Origin of the sequence: Paraburkholderia sp. BCC1884 (assembly GCF_900996225.1) — a bacterium.
Classification (GTDB): Bacteria; Pseudomonadota; Gammaproteobacteria; order Burkholderiales; family Burkholderiaceae; genus Paraburkholderia.
Genome location: NZ_CAAJGL010000044.1, coordinates 133,393 through 148,940 on the forward strand (window position 1 = coordinate 133,393; position 15,548 = coordinate 148,940).

Genomic DNA, 15,548 nt, shown 5'->3' on the forward strand with positions numbered 1-15,548 from the left:
AAGACGACGACTAGGGGAGTGGGCGGATGCCCTGGTCAGAAGCACGTCGCGGGCCACTGACGGGTGGCGCGGACAGCGCGGCGGTAATTGCGCCGCTAACGCTCCGTGGAGCCGGAGTGTTTGTAGAAACCGCCCATCAACTCGATGAGCTTGTCACGGTTCTCGCTGCTCGCACGATTGAGCGCGTGCGTGGGCCCGTGGATCAGCTTGTTGGTGAGCGACTGCGACAGTGCTTCGAGCACGGCGGCCGGATCGTCGCCGCGCGCCAGCATTTTCTGCGCGCGTTCGACCTCGGCGCGGCGCAGCACATCGGCCTGCGTATGCATATGGCGGATCACCGGCACGATGCTGCGCGCGTCGACCCATTGCATGAAATTCTGCACGCGCGTTTCGATGATCGCTTCGGCCTGCGCCACCGCGGCCTGCCTTGACGCATTGCCTTCGCGGACAATCGCACCGAGGTCGTCGACGGTGTAAAGGAACACGTCTTCGAGCTGACCCACTTCCGGTTCGATGTCGCGCGGCACGGCCAGATCGACCATGAAAATCGGCCGGTGGCGACGCGCTTTCACGGCCCGCTCGACCGCGCCCAAACCGATGATCGGCAAAGTGGACGCGGTGCACGACACGATGATGTCGAATTCGTGCATGCGCGAGGGCAGTTCCGACAGCGGAATGGCCCGGCCGTTGAAACGCTCGGCGAGCCGTGAACCGCGCTCGGCCGTGCGGTTCGCGACCACCAGTTCGCGTGGCTGCTGCGCGGCGAAGTGAGTGGCGCACAACTCGATCATTTCGCCCGCGCCGATGAACAGCACGCGCTGGTTCGACACTTTGTCGAAAATACGCTGCGCGAGACGCACGGCGGCCGCGGCCATGGAGACTGACTGCGCGCCGATTTCGGTGGTGCTGCGCACTTCCTTCGCCACAGCGAAGGTGCGCTGGAACAGCTGGTTCAGATAGGTGCCGAGCGCGCCGGCTTCGGAAGCGGTACGCACCGCATCCTTCATTTGTCCGACGATCTGGGTTTCGCCGAGCACCATCGAATCGAGACCCGAGGCGACGCGGAATGCGTGGCGCACGGCTTCCGACTGCGGCAGCGCATAGACATGCGGCGCGAGTTCGCCGATCGGCAGATTGTGATACTGGGAAAACCACTGGATCGCGGCTTCACGCGCGGCCTGGTCGTCGGTCGCGCAATAGAGTTCGGTGCGATTGCAGGTAGACAGAATCGCGGCTTCCGGCGCGGTACGGGCCGACGGCCCGAGCCAGATGCTTTTGAAGGTGTCCAGAGCAGGCTTGATCTGTTCGAGCGGAAACGCCACGCGTTCGCGCAAGGCGACAGGCGCAGTGTGGTGATTGATTCCGATCGTTAGAAGCTGCATTTGGGGGCACTATGGTTTAGCCCAATATTATAGCGTTTCCACGTTTCTGGCACTGTGGCCGGCTCAGCCCGCCTCCACCACGGCTTCCAGCGGAATCGCGTCCAGTTGGTAGCCGTAGCCGTAGAGCGGCGTCAGGCTGTAGCCGAGTTCGGGGCGCAACTGCAATTTGCTCCGGACGCGCGAAGCGTGCGTGTCGACGGTGCGCGACTTTACGTCACGTCGGCGCGACCAGACCGTTTCGAGGATCTGCGCACGCGATACGGGCCGCGACAGATTGCTGAACAACAGCAGCGCCAGACGGAATTCCTTCGGTGTTAGCTCGGCCGTCTGGCCGCGGAAGGTGACAGCGCAGTGCGCGGCGTCGAACGCGTAGCCGCCGATTACGTCGCGCCGGCGGTTGGGCGGTCGTCGTAGCCCGGCGCGGCGCAGGAGCGCGTTGACCCTGGCCAGCATTTCCGGGCCGCGCACCGGTTTGCTCAGGCAGTCGTCGGCGCCGGCGTGCAGGGCGGCCACGACCTGGCTTTCGCGCGGCTGCGTCATGAGCACGATCACCGGCAGGTTTGGCAGGATGGCGCGGGCATGTGGAATGACGTCTTCGGCGCAATGATCGCCGGCCCAGTTTTCGGTGATGAGGAGATCGAAAAACTCCTCCGCGGCGCGATCCAGGAATGCTCGGCTCACCGTGAAATGCTGGCAGGCGTGGCCGCCAGCAAAGATCAGCCGGCCGATCAGTTCGGCGTGCCGCAGGTCCGGCTCGATAAGGGCGATTCGCATGGGGCGCTTTCAGCGTGGCAACGACCGAAGACCAGGCTTTTCCGTAAGGCTTACAACTTGCCTAACATCACCCCGACCCCTAAACTCAACCGCTATGCGGAAAGCGCCGTGCTGAACTTCTATAGTTAATGAGACAAAAATGCTAGCTGTCCCTGCCCTTGGCGCCTATGAGACGAATCCGAAACTGCGCGAGGCTGACCGCTAATGGGCTGGACCGGTGTGCTTGTGCTGGGTATGGCGATTGGCCTGGCGGGCTGGTGGCTGCATCCGCTGCGCCGCTCGAGCCGTGCCCGCTGGTGGGGGGCATTGCTGGCCGGATTGCTGGGCGCGGGTGTCGCCCGAATGGCCGGTAATGTGATTGGTCTTTTTCATGACGGTGATACGCTCGAATGGCCGGTATGCACGGCGCTCGCGTTGATCTCCGTTGCCGTGACGGTCGGCTTGCTTTCCCGTCGTTGAATATTTGCAGGTGACTCCGATGAATGCCCGACTCCCCGAAACTTCTTCCATTCCCGAACGTCTCGCGACCTTGCGCAATGCCATGGCGAACGAAGGCGTGGCCGCTTATCTCGTGCCGTCGGCCGACCCGCACCTATCCGAGTATCTGCCCGGGCGCTGGCAAGGCCGGCAATGGCTATCCGGCTTTACCGGCTCGGCCGGCACGCTGGTCGTCACCGCGGATTTCGCCGGCGTCTGGACGGACAGCCGCTACTGGGAGCAGGCCAACGCCCAGTTGGCCGGCACCGGTGTCCAGTTGATGAAAATGACGGGCGGCCAGCAGACCGTTCCGCATTTCGAATGGATGGCGCAGAACGTGCCGGCGGGCGGTACGGTTGGAGTCGACGGTGCGGTGCTCGGCGTGTCGGCGGCGCGGGCCTTGAGCCGGGCGCTGGACGCGCACGGCGTGGCCCTGCGCACCGACGTCGACCTGTTCGACGCGATCTGGCCGCAGCGGCCGTCGCTGCCGGCTGCCGCCGTGTTCGAGCACGCTGCGCCGCATGCGAGCGTCGCCCGTTCGGAGAAGCTGGCGCAGATTCGCCGCGCGATGGCGGAAAAAGGCGCGCAGTGGCATTTCATTTCCACGCTCGACGACCTCGCATGGCTGCTGAATCTGCGCGGCGCGGACGTCAGCTACAACCCGGTGTTCGTGGCGCACGCGTTGATCGGTGAAGATCACGCGTCGCTGTTCGTCGCCGACGGCAAGGTGCCTCAGGCACTCGCCGATGCGCTTGCGCGCGACGCCATCAGCGTCGAGCCGTATGCGAAGGCCGCGCAGGCGCTGGCCGCATTGCCCGCCGGCAGCACGCTGCTGATCGACCCGCGTCGCATCACGTATGGTTCGCTGCAGTCGGTGCCATCCACGGTGAAGGTGGTCGAGGCGGTCAATCCGTCCACGTTCTACAAGTCGCGCAAGACCGAAGCGGAAGCCGGGCACGTGCGCGAAACCATGGAGCAGGACGGCGCAGCACTGGCCGAATTCTTCGCGTGGTTCGAAGGTGCGCTGGGCCGCGAAACGATCACCGAACTGACGATCGACGAACGCCTGACGGCGGCGCGCGCGCGTCGGCCGGGCTTCGTGTCGCTGAGCTTCGCGACCATCGCTGGCTTCAACCCGAACGGCGCGATGCCGCACTATCGCGCCACGAAGGAATCGCATTCGGTGATCGAAGGCGACGGCTTGTTGCTGATCGACTCCGGCGCACAGTATCTGAGCGGCACGACCGACATCACGCGCGTCGTTCCGGTGGGCAACATCAGCGAAGCGCAGCGCCGTGATTTCACGATCGTGCTCAAGGGCACGATGGCTTTGTCGCGCGCGCAATTCCCGCGCGGCATCCGCTCGCCGATGCTCGACGCCATCGCCCGTGCGCCGATCTGGGAAGCGGGTGCCGACTATGGTCACGGCACCGGCCACGGTGTCGGCTACTTCCTGAATGTGCACGAAGGTCCGCAAGTGATTTCGCACTACGCGCCGGCCGAACCGTGGACCGCGATGGAAGAGGGCATGATCACTTCCGTCGAACCGGGCATCTACCGGCCGGGCAAGTGGGGCGTGCGGATCGAGAATCTCGTGCTGAACGTGGCCGCCGAGCAGACCGAATTCGGCGACTTCCTGAAGTTCGAAACCTTGACGCTGTGCCCGATCGACACGCGTTGCCTCGACCTCACGCTGCTGCGCGAAGACGAGCGCGCGTGGCTGAACGCGTATCACGAGACAGTGCGTGCGCGTCTGTCGCCGCATGTGTCGGGCGAGGCCAAGGCCTGGCTGGAACTGCGCACGCAACCGATCTGAGCGTCGCAATCCAACCCGTTGTCGACGGAGAGTGCATGGGTATCAAGGCAGTGGTGTTCGATTTCGGCGGGGTGCTGATCGACTGGAGCCCCGAGTATCTGTATCGCCAGTTGATCCCTGACGAAACCGAGCGCCGCTGGTTTCTGACGCACGTCTGCTCGATGGATTGGGTGATCCGGCAAGACGGTGGCCAGCCGATCGCCGAGGCCACCGCCGAACTGATCGCGAAATTTCCCGATCACGAAGCGCTAATCCGCGCTTTCTACGAACGCTGGCACGAGATGGTGGCGGGCGTGCTGCAAGAGGGCGTGGCGATCATGGAAAAGCTCGAGGCGGCCGGCGTGCCGCTCTTCGGGCTGACGAACTGGTCGGCGGAAACCTTTCCGTATGCGTGGGAGCATTACCCGGTGCTGCGGCGGTTTCGCGACATCGTCGTGTCGGGGCGGGTGGGGCTGGCTAAACCCGATCCGGCAATCTACGCGGCAATGCGCGAGCGGATCGAGGCGCAATTGCCCGGCATCGCGTCTGGCGAACTGGTTTTCATCGACGACAACCTGAAGAACATCGAGGCCGCAACGGCGCTCGGCTGGCATGCGGTGCATCACACTAGCGCTGCACAAACGGAAGCAAAACTGCGCGAACTGGGATTGCCGGTTTAAGCGCTAGCCGAGTTCGTTGAAGCGCCGTGCACGGTTGAACGAAGCGGCGGCGCGCTATTGCCCCAGCAGATTCTTCAACGCATTGCCGAGACCCTTCACTGTTTCGCCCGCGCCCTTCGCCACGCCTTCCACGCTCACGCCCAGCGACTTCGCGAACCCGGCGCCGAGCCGCTTCATCAGACCTTCCCGCACCGAGAATTTCGGGTCGCGCAAATTCCCATCCAGCTCGAAATGCAGCGTGATATCGCCGTTGTGCGTCTTGAGCGCGGCGATCGCCGCCTTGGTCGGAATCGACATGAACGTGTCGAGCGGGTTATTGCTATCGGCGATTTGCAGATTGTGGATCGTCACCGTGCCCGGCGCGTGCAACTGATAGTTTTGCACCGTCGAGTCCACGGTCAGATCGACCGTGCCGCCTGTTATCTGCGCCTTCGCGCCGGCCTTTTTCAACAGATAAGGGTCGAGCATCACGATATCGATGCCATGCAGCTTGCTGCTGGTTTGGGAATCCCGGCTGGCGATCTTGATCCAGCCGCTGAACGAGACGGTGCCGGTGTGGGCTGGACCCTTGATCGAACCGGTGAGGTTCAGGTTGGTCGGCTCGCTGAGTTCGGGCAAATGCAAGTGTTCGACCGTCGCGTTGGCGTTGCTGACCGTCACCTTGAATGGTGGCGGCCCGACGGTCATATCGTAGAAATGAAAATTGCCCTGCTCGAAGCTGATGCGATCGATCAGCTTTTCGCGTGGCGTGGGCGCGGCAGCGCCGCTCGCTGGCGCATCGGCCTGGTTGACCGATTCGCGCAGGTTCGGCAGCAGATTGACCGAGCCGTCTTTGGTCCGTAGCACGGCCATGTCGAAGCCGCGCACCACCACGCTGCGGATATGGATGCGCCGCGCAATCAGATCGCGGATATCCGGTGTGAGCGTGATTTCGTCCGCGCGCAGTGGATCGCCCGCCGGCCAATCGGGCGGTGCCTTGAGCAGAACGTTGGTGAGATGAACCGAGGTGAGGCCGACGTCGATGCTGTCGGCGGTGCCCAGGGGGCCGAGCGCCGCGACGACGCGTGCCTTGATTTCGCGCTGCGCGAACTGCAGCACGCCGAGCGCGACGACGATCAGCAGCAGCACGACGCCGCCCACGGCAATGGTCCAGCGCTTGCCCTTCGACATCGCCATGCTTGCCTCCTCGTCACCGCGTTGTGCGCGGCGTGGCTATGGTCGGCCTATTCTCACTGGCCTTGCGCACAATGCGTGCACGAAAGGCCTGCCCATCTTTCGACGGGCAGGCGAGCAAGCCGCAGTCTTATCGCGCGATCGGCTTGTAACGCAGACGCTTCGGACGCGCCGCTTCTTCGCCCAGGCGAGCGCGCTTGTCCGCTTCGTATTCCTGGTAGTTGCCGTCGAAGAACGTGATTTGCGAATCGCCTTCGAACGCCAGGATGTGAGTTGCGATCCGGTCGAGGAACCAGCGATCGTGCGAGATCACCATCACCGAGCCCGCGAATTCGAGCAACGCATCTTCCAGCGCGCGCAGCGTTTCCACGTCGAGGTCGTTCGACGGTTCGTCCAGCAGCAGCACGTTGCCGCCCGCGATCAACGTCTTGGCCAGATGCAGGCGCCCGCGTTCGCCGCCCGACAGGTTGCCGACCGTCTTCTGCTGATCGCCGCCCTTGAAGTTGAAGCGACCGATGTACGCGCGCGACGGCGTTTCATACTTGCCGACCGTCAGCACGTCCGCACCGCCGGAGATTTCCTCGAACACGGTCTTCGAGCCGTCCAGCGCGTCGCGGCTCTGGTCCACGTAGGCGAGCTTGACGGTCGGGCCTTGCACGATCTCGCCCGAATCCGGCTGTTCGCGGCCGGTCAGCATGCGGAACAGCGTCGACTTACCGGCGCCGTTCGGGCCGATGATGCCGACGATCGCGCCCGCCGGGATCTTGAAGCTGACGTCGTCGAGCAGCAGACGGTCGCCGTACGACTTGCTGACGTTCTTGAACTCGATCACTTCATTGCCGAGGCGGTCGCCGACCGGGATGAAGATTTCCGATGTTTCGTTGCGCTTCTGGTAGTCCTGGCTATTCAGTTCCTCGAAGCGGGCGATACGCGCCTTCGACTTCGCCTGACGGCCCTTCGGGTTCTGGCGAACCCACTCCAGTTCCTTCTTGATCGCCTTCTGACGCGCCGATTCCGACGACTCTTCCTGCTTCAGGCGCTCTTCCTTCTGGTCAAGCCAGCTGCTGTAGTTGCCCTTCCACGGAATGCCGTGGCCGCGGTCGAGTTCGAGAATCCACTCGGCGGCGTTGTCGAGGAAGTAGCGGTCGTGGGTGACGGCGACCACGGTGCCCGGGAAGCGCGTGAGGAACTGCTCGAGCCAGTCGACCGATTCCGCGTCCAGGTGGTTGGTCGGCTCGTCGAGCAGCAGCATGTCCGGCTTTTCGAGCAGCAGCTTGCACAGTGCGACGCGGCGCTTTTCACCGCCCGACAGATTCTCGATTTTGGCGTCCCACGCCGGCAGGCGCAGCGCGTCGGCGGCGATTTCGATCTGCTGCTCGGCGCTGCCATCGGTCGTCGCGAGGATGGCTTCGTACTTGGCCTGCTCGGCGGCGAGCGCGTCGAAGTCGGCGTCCTCTTCGGCGTAGGCCGCGTAGATTTCGTCGAGCTTCTTTTGCGCGTTGAACACGTCGCCGAGACCTTCCTCGACGGCTTCGCGCACCGTCTTGTTCGGATCGAGTTGCGGTTCCTGCGGCAGGTAGCCGATGTTCAGGTTCGGCATCGGCGTGGCTTCGCCTTCGATGTCTTTATCCACACCGGCCATGATGCGGATCAGCGTCGACTTGCCCGAGCCGTTCAGGCCGAGCAGACCGATCTTCGCGCCGGGGAAAAACGACAGCGAGATGTCCTTCAGGATTTGACGCTTGGGCGGCACGATCTTGCCGACCCGGTTCATGGTGAAGACGTATTGGGCCATTTGCTTGCAATAGACGTTGACGACGCCGGCCGCTCGATGCGGCCAACGCGTGGGTGGATGGGTAATCGGTGTTGTGGCCGGGTAGCGCGCCCGGCACCGGCCGGCGCGGCATCGGGCGCGGTATCGGACGCGACGACGCCCCGCGCACGGGCGGGTTCTTCAGATGGCATTGTACTTCGGCAGGGCGGCGGAACGGCAGTGGCTGTCCGTTCGGCCAGGGCTCACCGGGGGCTCAGAGCCATTCGGCGACGCCGCCGTGGCGGGAGCAGGTGCCGCTGCGATGTTCTCAGTTCACCCGTCTTCCCGTCGCCGGATCGAAGAAGTGCAGATGCTGCGCGGGCAGTGCCACTTGCAGCGCCTCGCCCGCTTTGGGCCGATGCGCATGCGGCAGCCGCACCGTGACGTCGTGTTTGCCCCAGCGGCCGTGCGCGAGGTTGTCCGCGCCGAGCAGTTCGCAGGAATCGACGGTGAGCGTGGCGTGCGACGCATCCGCAAGACCGGGCGTCATGTGCTCGGGCCGGATGCCCAGGGTCCATTCGCGTCCGGCCGCGACTTCGCGGCCAATCGACACCGCACCCGTCAGCGGCAGCGTCGGACCGTTGCCGGCCACTTCGAACACGGCGCCGTCGTCCGATACGCGCCCGTCCAGCAGATTCATCCCCGGCGAGCCGATGAAGCTCGCCACGAACACCGTGGCCGGCCGTTCGTAGACATCGGTCGGCGCACCGATCTGCTCGGCATGGCCCTTGTTCATCACGATCACGCGTTGCGCGAGCGTCATCGCTTCGATCTGGTCGTGCGTCACGTACAGGCTCGTGGTGGCGAGCCGCGCATGCAGACGCTGGATTTCGAGCCGCATCTGCACGCGCAGACGCGCATCGAGATTCGACAACGGTTCGTCGAACAGAAATACGGCCGGCTCGCGCACGATCGCGCGGCCCATCGCCACGCGTTGCCGCTGGCCGCCCGACAACTCGCGCGGTTTGCGTTGCAACAGCGGTTCGAGTTCGAGAATCTGCGCGGCGCCCTGCACGCGCTGCGTGATCTGCGCCCGGTCGACGCCCGCGATTTTCAACGCGTAGCCCATATTCTCGGCCACGCTCATATGCGGATAGAGCGCGTAGTTCTGGAACACCATCGCGATGTTGCGGTCCTTCGGCTCCAACTCGTTGACCACCTTGCCGGCGATCGAAATGCTGCCTGCGGAGATGCGTTCGAGGCCCGCCACCATCCGCAGCAAGGTGGATTTGCCGCAGCCGGACGGCCCCACCATCACGACGAACTCGCCGTCGGCGACGTCCACGTCGATGCCGTGCAACACGAACTGTTTGCCGTCGTAGGTTTTTTTAACGCCTTGCAGAGTCAGTGCAGCCATGCCGTTTTAGCCTTTCGTCGTTGCTTGCCGCGTCGCGCGCGGTGTGTGTTTGTTCCGTTGCCTGGCGATGACCGCCGCGAGCTTTTGCGCCGCTCACTTTTCAGCATCCACGAGGCCGCGCACGAACCAGCGCTGCATCGTCAGCACGACTGCGAGCGGCGGCAGCATGGCGAGCAGCGTTGCGGTCATCACGAGATGCCATTCGGTGGCGGTGTCGCCCGAGGCGATCATGCTCTTGATGCCGACCACGGCCGTGGTGAGCGATTGCTGGCTCGTGATCAGGATCGGCCACAAGTATTGATTCCAGCCGTAGATAAACGTGATGACGAAAAGCGCGGCCATGTTCGTCCTGGACAGCGGCAAGACGATGTCCCAGAAGAAACGCATCGCGCCCGCACCGTCGATGCGCGCGGCTTCCATCAACTCGTCCGGTAGCGTCATGAAAAACTGGCGAAACAGGAAGGTGGCGGTGGCCGAGGCGATCAGCGGCAGCGTCAGACCGCTATACGTGTTGCCCAGATGCATCGACGAGACGACTTGTACGGTCGGGAAGATGCGCACTTCTACCGGCAACATCAGCGTGATGAAAATCAGCCAGAACGCCAGATTGCGAAACGGAAAACGGAAAAACACGATCGCGTAGGCGGAGATCATCGACACAGCGATCTTGCCGATCGAAATCACCAGCGCCATCACGAGGCTGTTGAACAGCATGCGGCCGAACGGCGCGGCTGCGTTGCCGCTGCCGTGCGACCAGACCGTTGCGATGTTCTCGAACAGATGCGTGCTCGGCACGAGCGACAGCGGCACGCTGAAAACCTCCTGCTCGCTCATGGTCGCCGCGCAGAACGCGACATACACGGGGAACACCACGATCACGACGCCGAGGATCAGCACCGCGTGGCAGAAGAGGTCGAAACCGCGACGGTTCTCGATCATGAGTATTGAACCCTGCGTTCGATGAAGCGGAATTGCACGACCGTCAACGCGACGACGATCACCATCAGCACCACCGACTGCGCGCCCGAACTGCCGATGTCGAGTCCCTGAAAGCCTTCGGCGAAAATCTTGTAGATCAGCGTGCGGGTGGCTTGTGCGGGGCCGCCGCCGGTCGCGGCGTCGATCACCGGGAAGGTGTCGAAGAACGCGTAGGTGATGTTGATCACCAGCAGAAAGAAGCTGGTCGGCGACAGCAGCGGCAGGGCGATGCCGAAAAAGCGCCGCACCGGGCCGGCGCCGTCGATGGCCGCGGCTTCGATCAGCGAGCGCGGAATCGCCTGCAGGCCGGCGTAGAAAAACAGGAAGTTATAGCTGACCTGTTTCCAGACCGACGCAAGCACCACCAGAAACATCGCCTGACCGGCGTTCAGCGCGTGATTCCACACGATGCCGTTTTTTGCGAGCGCGTAGGTGATCAGACCGATGCTCGGATTGAACAGGAACGTCCACAACACGGCGGCGATGGCGGGCGCCACCGCGTACGGCCAGATCAGGAGCGTTTGATAGACCTTCGCGCCGCGCGTCACACGATCGGCGCAGACCGCGAGCAGCAGCGAGATCACGAGGCCCGACACCGTCACCAGTGCGCAGAAGATCAGCGTAGTGGTGAATGAAGACAGATAAAGCGGATCGGCGAAAAGCTGCTTGAAGTTGGCCAATCCCACGAATTCGCTCGATGTGCCGAACGCATCCTGGCTTTGCGTGGATTGCCACAGCGCTTCACCAGCCGGCCAGAGGAAGAACAGCAGCGTGATCGCGAGTTGCGGCGCGACGAGCAGGTAGGGCAGTAGGCTGGTGCCGAAGCTGGAGCGCTTTTGCATCGAAGAATCCCAAGGTGTTGACTGCAACTGCGGTTTCGGTGCGGAGGGTGCACCGAAACCCAGGCCGGCGAACGCGAGGCTGCCGGCCTGAGTCACCGATTGCGTTGCCGCCTTAGCTGCCGGCTTTTTCGAAGCGGCGCAGCAATTCATTGCCACGCGCCACCGACGAGTCGAGCGCCTCTTGCGGCGTCTTCTTGCCTGCCCAAACCTGTTCCAGTTCTTCGTCGATCACCGTGCGGATCTGCGGCATGTTGCCCAGACGCAAGCCCTTCGTGTACGGCAGCGGCGGCTTGTTGAGCATCTGCTTGATGGCGGTGTCGCTGCCCGGATTCTTCTCGTAGAAGCCTTGCTGCTGCGTCAGTTGGTACGCGGCCGTCGTGACCGGCAGATAGCCGGTATCCTGGTGCCACTTCGCTGCCACCGGCGCCGACGACAGATACGCGAGGAATTTCGCCACGCCCTTGTAGACGGCCGGGTCTTTGCCCGACAACACCCACAGGCTCGCGCCACCGATGATCGCGTTCTGCGGCGCGCCCTTCACGCTGGCGTCGTACGGCATCATGCCGGTGCCGAAATTGAACTTCGCATACTTCTTGATGGTGGCCAGCGAGCCCGACGAATTGGTGATGATGCCGCAGTCGCCGCTATAGAACTTCGACACCGGTTCGTCCTTGCGGCCGACATAGGTGAACGTGCCTTCCTTCTGCATGTTCTGCAGGAACTGGATGTGCGCGACCTGCAGGGGCTTGTTGAATTCGAGCACGGCATCGGCGCCATCGAAGCCGTTGTTTTTCGACGCGAACGGTGCGCCATGCCACGCGCTGTAGTTCTCGAGTTGAATCCAGCTCTGCCAGCCCGACGAATAGCCGCACGCCATCCCCGAAGCCTTGAGCTTTTGCGCGTCGACCTGCAATTCGGCCCATGTCCTGGGCGGCTGGTTCGGGTCGAGGCCGGCCTTCCTGAAGGCGTCCTTGTTGTAGTACAGCACCGGCGTCGAGCTATTGAACGGCATCGAGACCAGTTCGTTGGTCTTCGCGTCGCTGTAATAGCTGGCGATAGTCGGCACGAAGGCTTTTTCATCGAGCGGCACGCCCGCTTGCCTGAACACGTCCGAGACTGGGATCACGGCTTTCTTCGCCTGCATCATCGTGGCGGTGCCGACTTCATAGACCTGCAGGATGGCCGGCGCATTGCCCGCGCGATACGCGGCGATGCCGGCGGCGAGTGTCTGGTCGTAGGTGCCTTTGAATACCGGCACGATCTTGTAGTCGCTTTGCGATGCGTTGAACGCGTTCGCGATGTCGTTCAGGCGTTCGCCCAGCGCGGCTTCCATGCCGTGCCAGAACTGGATTTCCGTGGCGGCGTGGGCGGCCTGACTGAGGCCGAAGCTCAACACGGCGGCTACGGAAAGCGAACGGAATAGCGGCTTGCAACTCATCGATGTGTCTCCAATGTCGGGCGCAAATGTGAATCGCGCGATTCTAGTTGTGTTCGATGACAGTCCGGCGTCGGTCGCCGGTCGGCTTGAATCGTTTTCATGGCGCCGGAAGCCGCAATTTAACATCGGCTGTCACGAAACGGAAACATTGGGCGTCCTAGAGCCCGAAGTTGCGCGAAGTCCAGGCGACGGCAGGTTGACTGGACGCTGTGGCCTGCGCCTGGGCATGATGGGCAGCACGTAGAACGCTTTGTAAAGGCTGCGCACGCGCCGCGTCACGGTCGCTCTCAATCAGGATTCCAGATGCTGGCTTCAATACGTTCGTTGGTAGGCGGTGTGGTCCTCGCACTTGTTGTGGCGGCATGTTCGTTCGCGCCTCCGGCGCCGGATCGAGAGGTCACCAGCGTCACGTCTCTGCCGAAAATAATCGCGCACCGCGGCGGCACGGGCGACGCGCCGGAAAACACGCTCGAGGCGATTCGCCTATCGATCGCACACCATGCCGACGTAATGTGGCTCTCGGTGCAGTTGAGCAAAGACGGCGTGCCGGTTCTTTACCGGCCAGCCGATCTGTCGGCGTTGACCGACGCACACGGGCCGGTGTCCGCATACACGGTTTCGGAACTCGCGCGCATGAATGCCGGCTGGAGCTTTCTGCGTGACGGCGCTTATCCCTATCGCGCCCAGCCGCTCGGCATTCCGACGCTGCGCGACGCGTTACGTGCGATTCCGCTGGGCATGCCTGTCATCCTCGACATGAAGGCGCTGCCGGCCGAGGCGCAGACGCAGGCCGTCGCCCATGTGCTGGATGAGGAAAAAGCGTGGTCGCGGGTGTCGATCTATTCGACCGAGGCGGAGTATCAGCAGAGTTTTGCTGCTTACCCGCAAGCCGGATTGTTCGAATCGCGCGACGCGACACGCGGGCGGCTCGTGAGGGTCTTGCTGAATCAAGGTTGCGTCGATGCGCCATCGGAACACGCGTTGACCGCGTTCGAATTGCATCGCGCGTTGACGGTGGTCGAGAAGTTCACCTTGGGAGAAGGGCAAACGGAAGTGCAGGCTACGTTGTGGACGCCGGCAACCGTGGCCTGCTTCAGGCAGAAGCCCGATGTGCATATCGTCGCCATTGCGGTGAACGATGCCGACGACTACCGGACGGCCGCCTGTCTCGGCATCGACGCAGTGCTGGCGGATTCGCCTTTGAAAATGGTAGCCGTGCGCACTGGAGTGACGATGCCGCTGAAGTGTCCGCGACCCGATGCTCAAGGCTTGCGCTAATCAAAGCTCGGAATATTTGGTCGCGGTCCCCTTGGACTTTTCCACGGGATAACGTTCTTCGTTCAGCGCGACTTTTTCTTTGGCCGCCTCGACCAGGTCGAAGCCCGCCGTATGAGCGACCAACATGAGATAGATGAGCACATCCGCGCACTCATGTTCCAGATGCTTCTTGCGCTTCGGATCGAGCAACAGGTCGTCGACTTCGGCGTCCGTTTTCCACTGGATCGTCTCCAGCAATTCGCCGGCCTCGATGCTGGTCGATACGATCAGATTGCGGAGCGTGTGAAACTGCTTCCAATCGCGTGCGTCGCGAAAAGCTAGCACCTGTTTAAGCAGATCGCTGGTTGTCATGGCTCGGCTCTCCGTCTGTCGCGTCGCTCGTCTGAAAACGAAAAAGCCCGCTATTAACGGGCTTTAAGGGTCTGTCAGATCGCAATGGATCCGACTTGATCGCAGATTTCTTAAACGTTGAACAGGAAGTTCATCACGTCGCCGTCGTGCACGACGTATTCCTTGCCTTCCGCGCGCATTTTGCCGGCTTCCTTCGCGCCTTGTTCACCCTTGTAGGTGATGTAGTCGTTGAAGGCAATCGTCTGCGCGCGAATGAAGCCGCGCTCGAAGTCGGTGTGGATCGCGCCCGCTGCTTGCGGAGCGGTGTCGCCAATATGGATCGTCCATGCGCGCACTTCCTTCACACCGGCCGTGAAGTAGGTTTGCAGGCCCAGCAGCTTGAACGCCGCGCGGATCACGCGGTTCAGGCCCGGCTCTTCCATGCCCATGTCGGACAGGAACACTTGCATGTCGGCTTCGTCGAGGTCGGCGATTTCCGCTTCGATCGCCGCGCACACGGCCACCACCGGCGCGTTTTCCGCCGCCGCGAATTTCGTGACTGCGTCGAGATGCGGGTTGTTCTCGAAACCGTCGTCCTTGACGTTCGCCACATACATGGTCGGCTTGGCGGTGATCAGGCAGAACGGCTTGAGCGTCGCCTTTTCTTCGTCCGTCAGATCCAGCGCGCGGACCGGCTTGGCCTGGTCGAGTTGTGCGCGGACCTTTTCCAGCACGGCGGCGTTCTTGATCGCTTCCTTGTCGTTACCCGACTTGGCGGCCTTTGAGTAACGCGACAGCGCCTTTTCGACCGTGGCGAGGTCGGCCAGCGCCAGTTCGGTGTTGATTACTTCGATATCCGACAGCGGATCGACCTTGTTCGCGACGTGAATCACGTTGTCGTCTTCGAAGCAGCGCACCACGTGCGTGATCGCATCGGTTTCGCGGATGTTCGCGAGAAACTGGTTGCCGAGCCCTTCGCCCTTGCTCGCGCCCGCCACCAGACCGGCGATGTCGACGAATTCCACCACGGCCGGCAGGATGCGCTCCGGCTTGACGATCTCGGCGAGCGCCTTCAAACGCGCGTCCGGCACTTCGACGATACCGACGTTCGGCTCGATCGTGCAGAACGGGTAGTTTTCGGCGGCGATGCCGGCCTTGGTCAGCGCATTGAACAGAGTGGACTTGCCGACGTTAGGCAGGCCGACGATGCCGCATTTGAGGCTCATGGAAA

General features: G+C 62.9%; 14 protein-coding genes and 1 pseudogene. 4 read left to right on the forward strand and 11 right to left on the reverse strand.

Going from position 1 to position 15,548, the window contains the following annotated elements; translation table 11 throughout:
* Positions 1–95: 95 nt before the first annotated feature.
* Together hemA and FQ705_RS03655 are read right to left on the reverse strand one after the other, a co-directional pair.
* On the reverse strand, positions 96–1,382 hold the full coding sequence (hemA, locus tag FQ705_RS03650; RefSeq protein WP_144138059.1) for a glutamyl-tRNA reductase: 1,287 nt from the start codon (positions 1,380–1,382) through the stop codon (positions 96–98).
* A gap of 63 nt (positions 1,383–1,445) precedes the next feature.
* A complete protein-coding gene (locus tag FQ705_RS03655; RefSeq protein WP_144138060.1) occupies positions 1,446–2,156 on the reverse strand; it encodes a response regulator transcription factor in 711 nt (236 codons plus the stop codon).
* Between the two features lie 204 nt (positions 2,157–2,360).
* On the opposite strand from FQ705_RS03655, the gene FQ705_RS03660 reads away from it, so the two are divergent.
* Genes FQ705_RS03660 through FQ705_RS03670 form a run of 3 tightly spaced genes read left to right on the forward strand, consistent with a single transcriptional unit; the run spans position 2,361 to position 5,108 of the window.
* Positions 2,361–2,615 carry a hypothetical protein gene (locus tag FQ705_RS03660; RefSeq protein ID WP_144138061.1) on the forward strand — a complete coding sequence of 85 codons (255 nt, stop codon included), beginning with the start codon at positions 2,361–2,363 and terminating at the stop codon, positions 2,613–2,615.
* Positions 2,616–2,634: 19 nt separating this feature from the next.
* Positions 2,635–4,449 carry an aminopeptidase P family protein gene (locus FQ705_RS03665; RefSeq protein WP_144138062.1) on the forward strand — a complete coding sequence of 605 codons (1,815 nt, stop codon included), beginning with the start codon at positions 2,635–2,637 and terminating at the stop codon, positions 4,447–4,449.
* Between the two features lie 35 nt (positions 4,450–4,484).
* Entirely contained in the window at positions 4,485–5,108 is a 624-nt protein-coding gene (locus FQ705_RS03670) for an HAD family hydrolase (RefSeq protein WP_144138063.1), read from the forward strand.
* Positions 5,109–5,162: 54 nt separating this feature from the next.
* On the opposite strand, the gene FQ705_RS03675 is transcribed toward FQ705_RS03670, so the two are convergent.
* The 7 genes and pseudogenes from FQ705_RS03675 to ugpB all read right to left on the reverse strand — a co-directional run bounded on the left by FQ705_RS03675 (position 5,163) and on the right by ugpB (position 12,709).
* On the reverse strand, positions 5,163–6,284 hold the full coding sequence (locus FQ705_RS03675) for a DUF748 domain-containing protein (protein ID WP_144138064.1): 1,122 nt from the start codon (positions 6,282–6,284) through the stop codon (positions 5,163–5,165).
* A gap of 127 nt (positions 6,285–6,411) precedes the next feature.
* Positions 6,412–8,076 carry an energy-dependent translational throttle protein EttA gene (gene ettA, locus FQ705_RS03680; RefSeq protein ID WP_144138065.1) on the reverse strand — a complete coding sequence of 555 codons (1,665 nt, stop codon included), beginning with the start codon at positions 8,074–8,076 and terminating at the stop codon, positions 6,412–6,414.
* A 232-nt stretch (positions 8,077–8,308) separates the two neighbouring features.
* Positions 8,309–8,362: pseudogene (locus tag FQ705_RS34880) on the reverse strand (DUF3761 domain-containing protein); the annotation flags it as partial.
* Positions 8,363–9,451 carry a sn-glycerol-3-phosphate import ATP-binding protein UgpC gene (locus tag FQ705_RS03690; RefSeq protein ID WP_144138066.1) on the reverse strand — a complete coding sequence of 363 codons (1,089 nt, stop codon included), beginning with the start codon at positions 9,449–9,451 and terminating at the stop codon, positions 8,363–8,365.
* A gap of 93 nt (positions 9,452–9,544) precedes the next feature.
* A complete protein-coding gene (ugpE, locus tag FQ705_RS03695; protein ID WP_144138067.1) occupies positions 9,545–10,390 on the reverse strand; it encodes a sn-glycerol-3-phosphate ABC transporter permease UgpE in 846 nt (281 codons plus the stop codon).
* The gene (gene ugpA / locus FQ705_RS03700; RefSeq protein ID WP_144138068.1) at positions 10,387–11,271 is read right to left on the reverse strand and encodes a sn-glycerol-3-phosphate ABC transporter permease UgpA; all 885 of its coding nucleotides are present in this window, start codon (positions 11,269–11,271) and stop codon (positions 10,387–10,389) included. Before ugpA ends, ugpE begins: the two co-directional genes overlap by 4 nt.
* 112 nt (positions 11,272–11,383) lie before the next feature.
* Positions 11,384–12,709 (reverse strand): sn-glycerol-3-phosphate ABC transporter substrate-binding protein UgpB, encoded by a 1,326-nt coding sequence (ugpB, locus tag FQ705_RS03705; RefSeq protein WP_144138069.1) that lies wholly within the window; start codon positions 12,707–12,709, stop codon positions 11,384–11,386.
* Between the two features lie 303 nt (positions 12,710–13,012).
* Here ugpB and FQ705_RS03710 point away from each other — a divergent pair, with 303 nt between their 5' ends.
* Positions 13,013–13,987, forward strand: coding sequence for a glycerophosphodiester phosphodiesterase family protein (locus tag FQ705_RS03710; RefSeq protein ID WP_144138070.1), 975 nt, complete (start codon positions 13,013–13,015; stop codon positions 13,985–13,987).
* Here FQ705_RS03710 and FQ705_RS03715 read toward each other — a convergent pair whose 3' ends face one another.
* Together FQ705_RS03715 and ychF are read right to left on the reverse strand one after the other, a co-directional pair.
* Positions 13,988–14,338 carry a nucleotide pyrophosphohydrolase gene (locus FQ705_RS03715; RefSeq protein WP_144138071.1) on the reverse strand — a complete coding sequence of 117 codons (351 nt, stop codon included), beginning with the start codon at positions 14,336–14,338 and terminating at the stop codon, positions 13,988–13,990.
* Positions 14,339–14,448: 110 nt separating this feature from the next.
* Positions 14,449–15,543, reverse strand: coding sequence for a redox-regulated ATPase YchF (ychF, locus tag FQ705_RS03720; protein ID WP_144138072.1), 1,095 nt, complete (start codon positions 15,541–15,543; stop codon positions 14,449–14,451).
* Positions 15,544–15,548: the final 5 nt, after the last annotated feature.

Coding starts and splice junctions, on each gene's coding strand:
- FQ705_RS03655 (WP_144138060.1), bottom strand. CDS start 2,156: ATGCGAATCGCCCTTATCGAGCCGGACCTGCGGCACGCCGAACTGATC.
- ychF (WP_144138072.1), bottom strand. CDS start 15,543: ATGAGCCTCAAATGCGGCATCGTCGGCCTGCCTAACGTCGGCAAGTCC.
- FQ705_RS03665 (WP_144138062.1), top strand. CDS start 2,635: ATGAATGCCCGACTCCCCGAAACTTCTTCCATTCCCGAACGTCTCGCG.
- ugpE (WP_144138067.1), bottom strand. CDS start 10,390: ATGATCGAGAACCGTCGCGGTTTCGACCTCTTCTGCCACGCGGTGCTG.
- ugpA (WP_144138068.1), bottom strand. CDS start 11,271: ATGCAAAAGCGCTCCAGCTTCGGCACCAGCCTACTGCCCTACCTGCTC.
- FQ705_RS03670 (WP_144138063.1), top strand. CDS start 4,485: ATGGGTATCAAGGCAGTGGTGTTCGATTTCGGCGGGGTGCTGATCGAC.
- FQ705_RS03715 (WP_144138071.1), bottom strand. CDS start 14,338: ATGACAACCAGCGATCTGCTTAAACAGGTGCTAGCTTTTCGCGACGCA.
- hemA (WP_144138059.1), bottom strand. CDS start 1,382: ATGCAGCTTCTAACGATCGGAATCAATCACCACACTGCGCCTGTCGCC.
- ettA (WP_144138065.1), bottom strand. CDS start 8,076: ATGGCCCAATACGTCTTCACCATGAACCGGGTCGGCAAGATCGTGCCG.
- FQ705_RS03675 (WP_144138064.1), bottom strand. CDS start 6,284: ATGGCGATGTCGAAGGGCAAGCGCTGGACCATTGCCGTGGGCGGCGTC.
- FQ705_RS03660 (WP_144138061.1), top strand. CDS start 2,361: ATGGGCTGGACCGGTGTGCTTGTGCTGGGTATGGCGATTGGCCTGGCG.
- FQ705_RS03710 (WP_144138070.1), top strand. CDS start 13,013: ATGCTGGCTTCAATACGTTCGTTGGTAGGCGGTGTGGTCCTCGCACTT.
- FQ705_RS03690 (WP_144138066.1), bottom strand. CDS start 9,451: ATGGCTGCACTGACTCTGCAAGGCGTTAAAAAAACCTACGACGGCAAA.
- ugpB (WP_144138069.1), bottom strand. CDS start 12,709: ATGAGTTGCAAGCCGCTATTCCGTTCGCTTTCCGTAGCCGCCGTGTTG.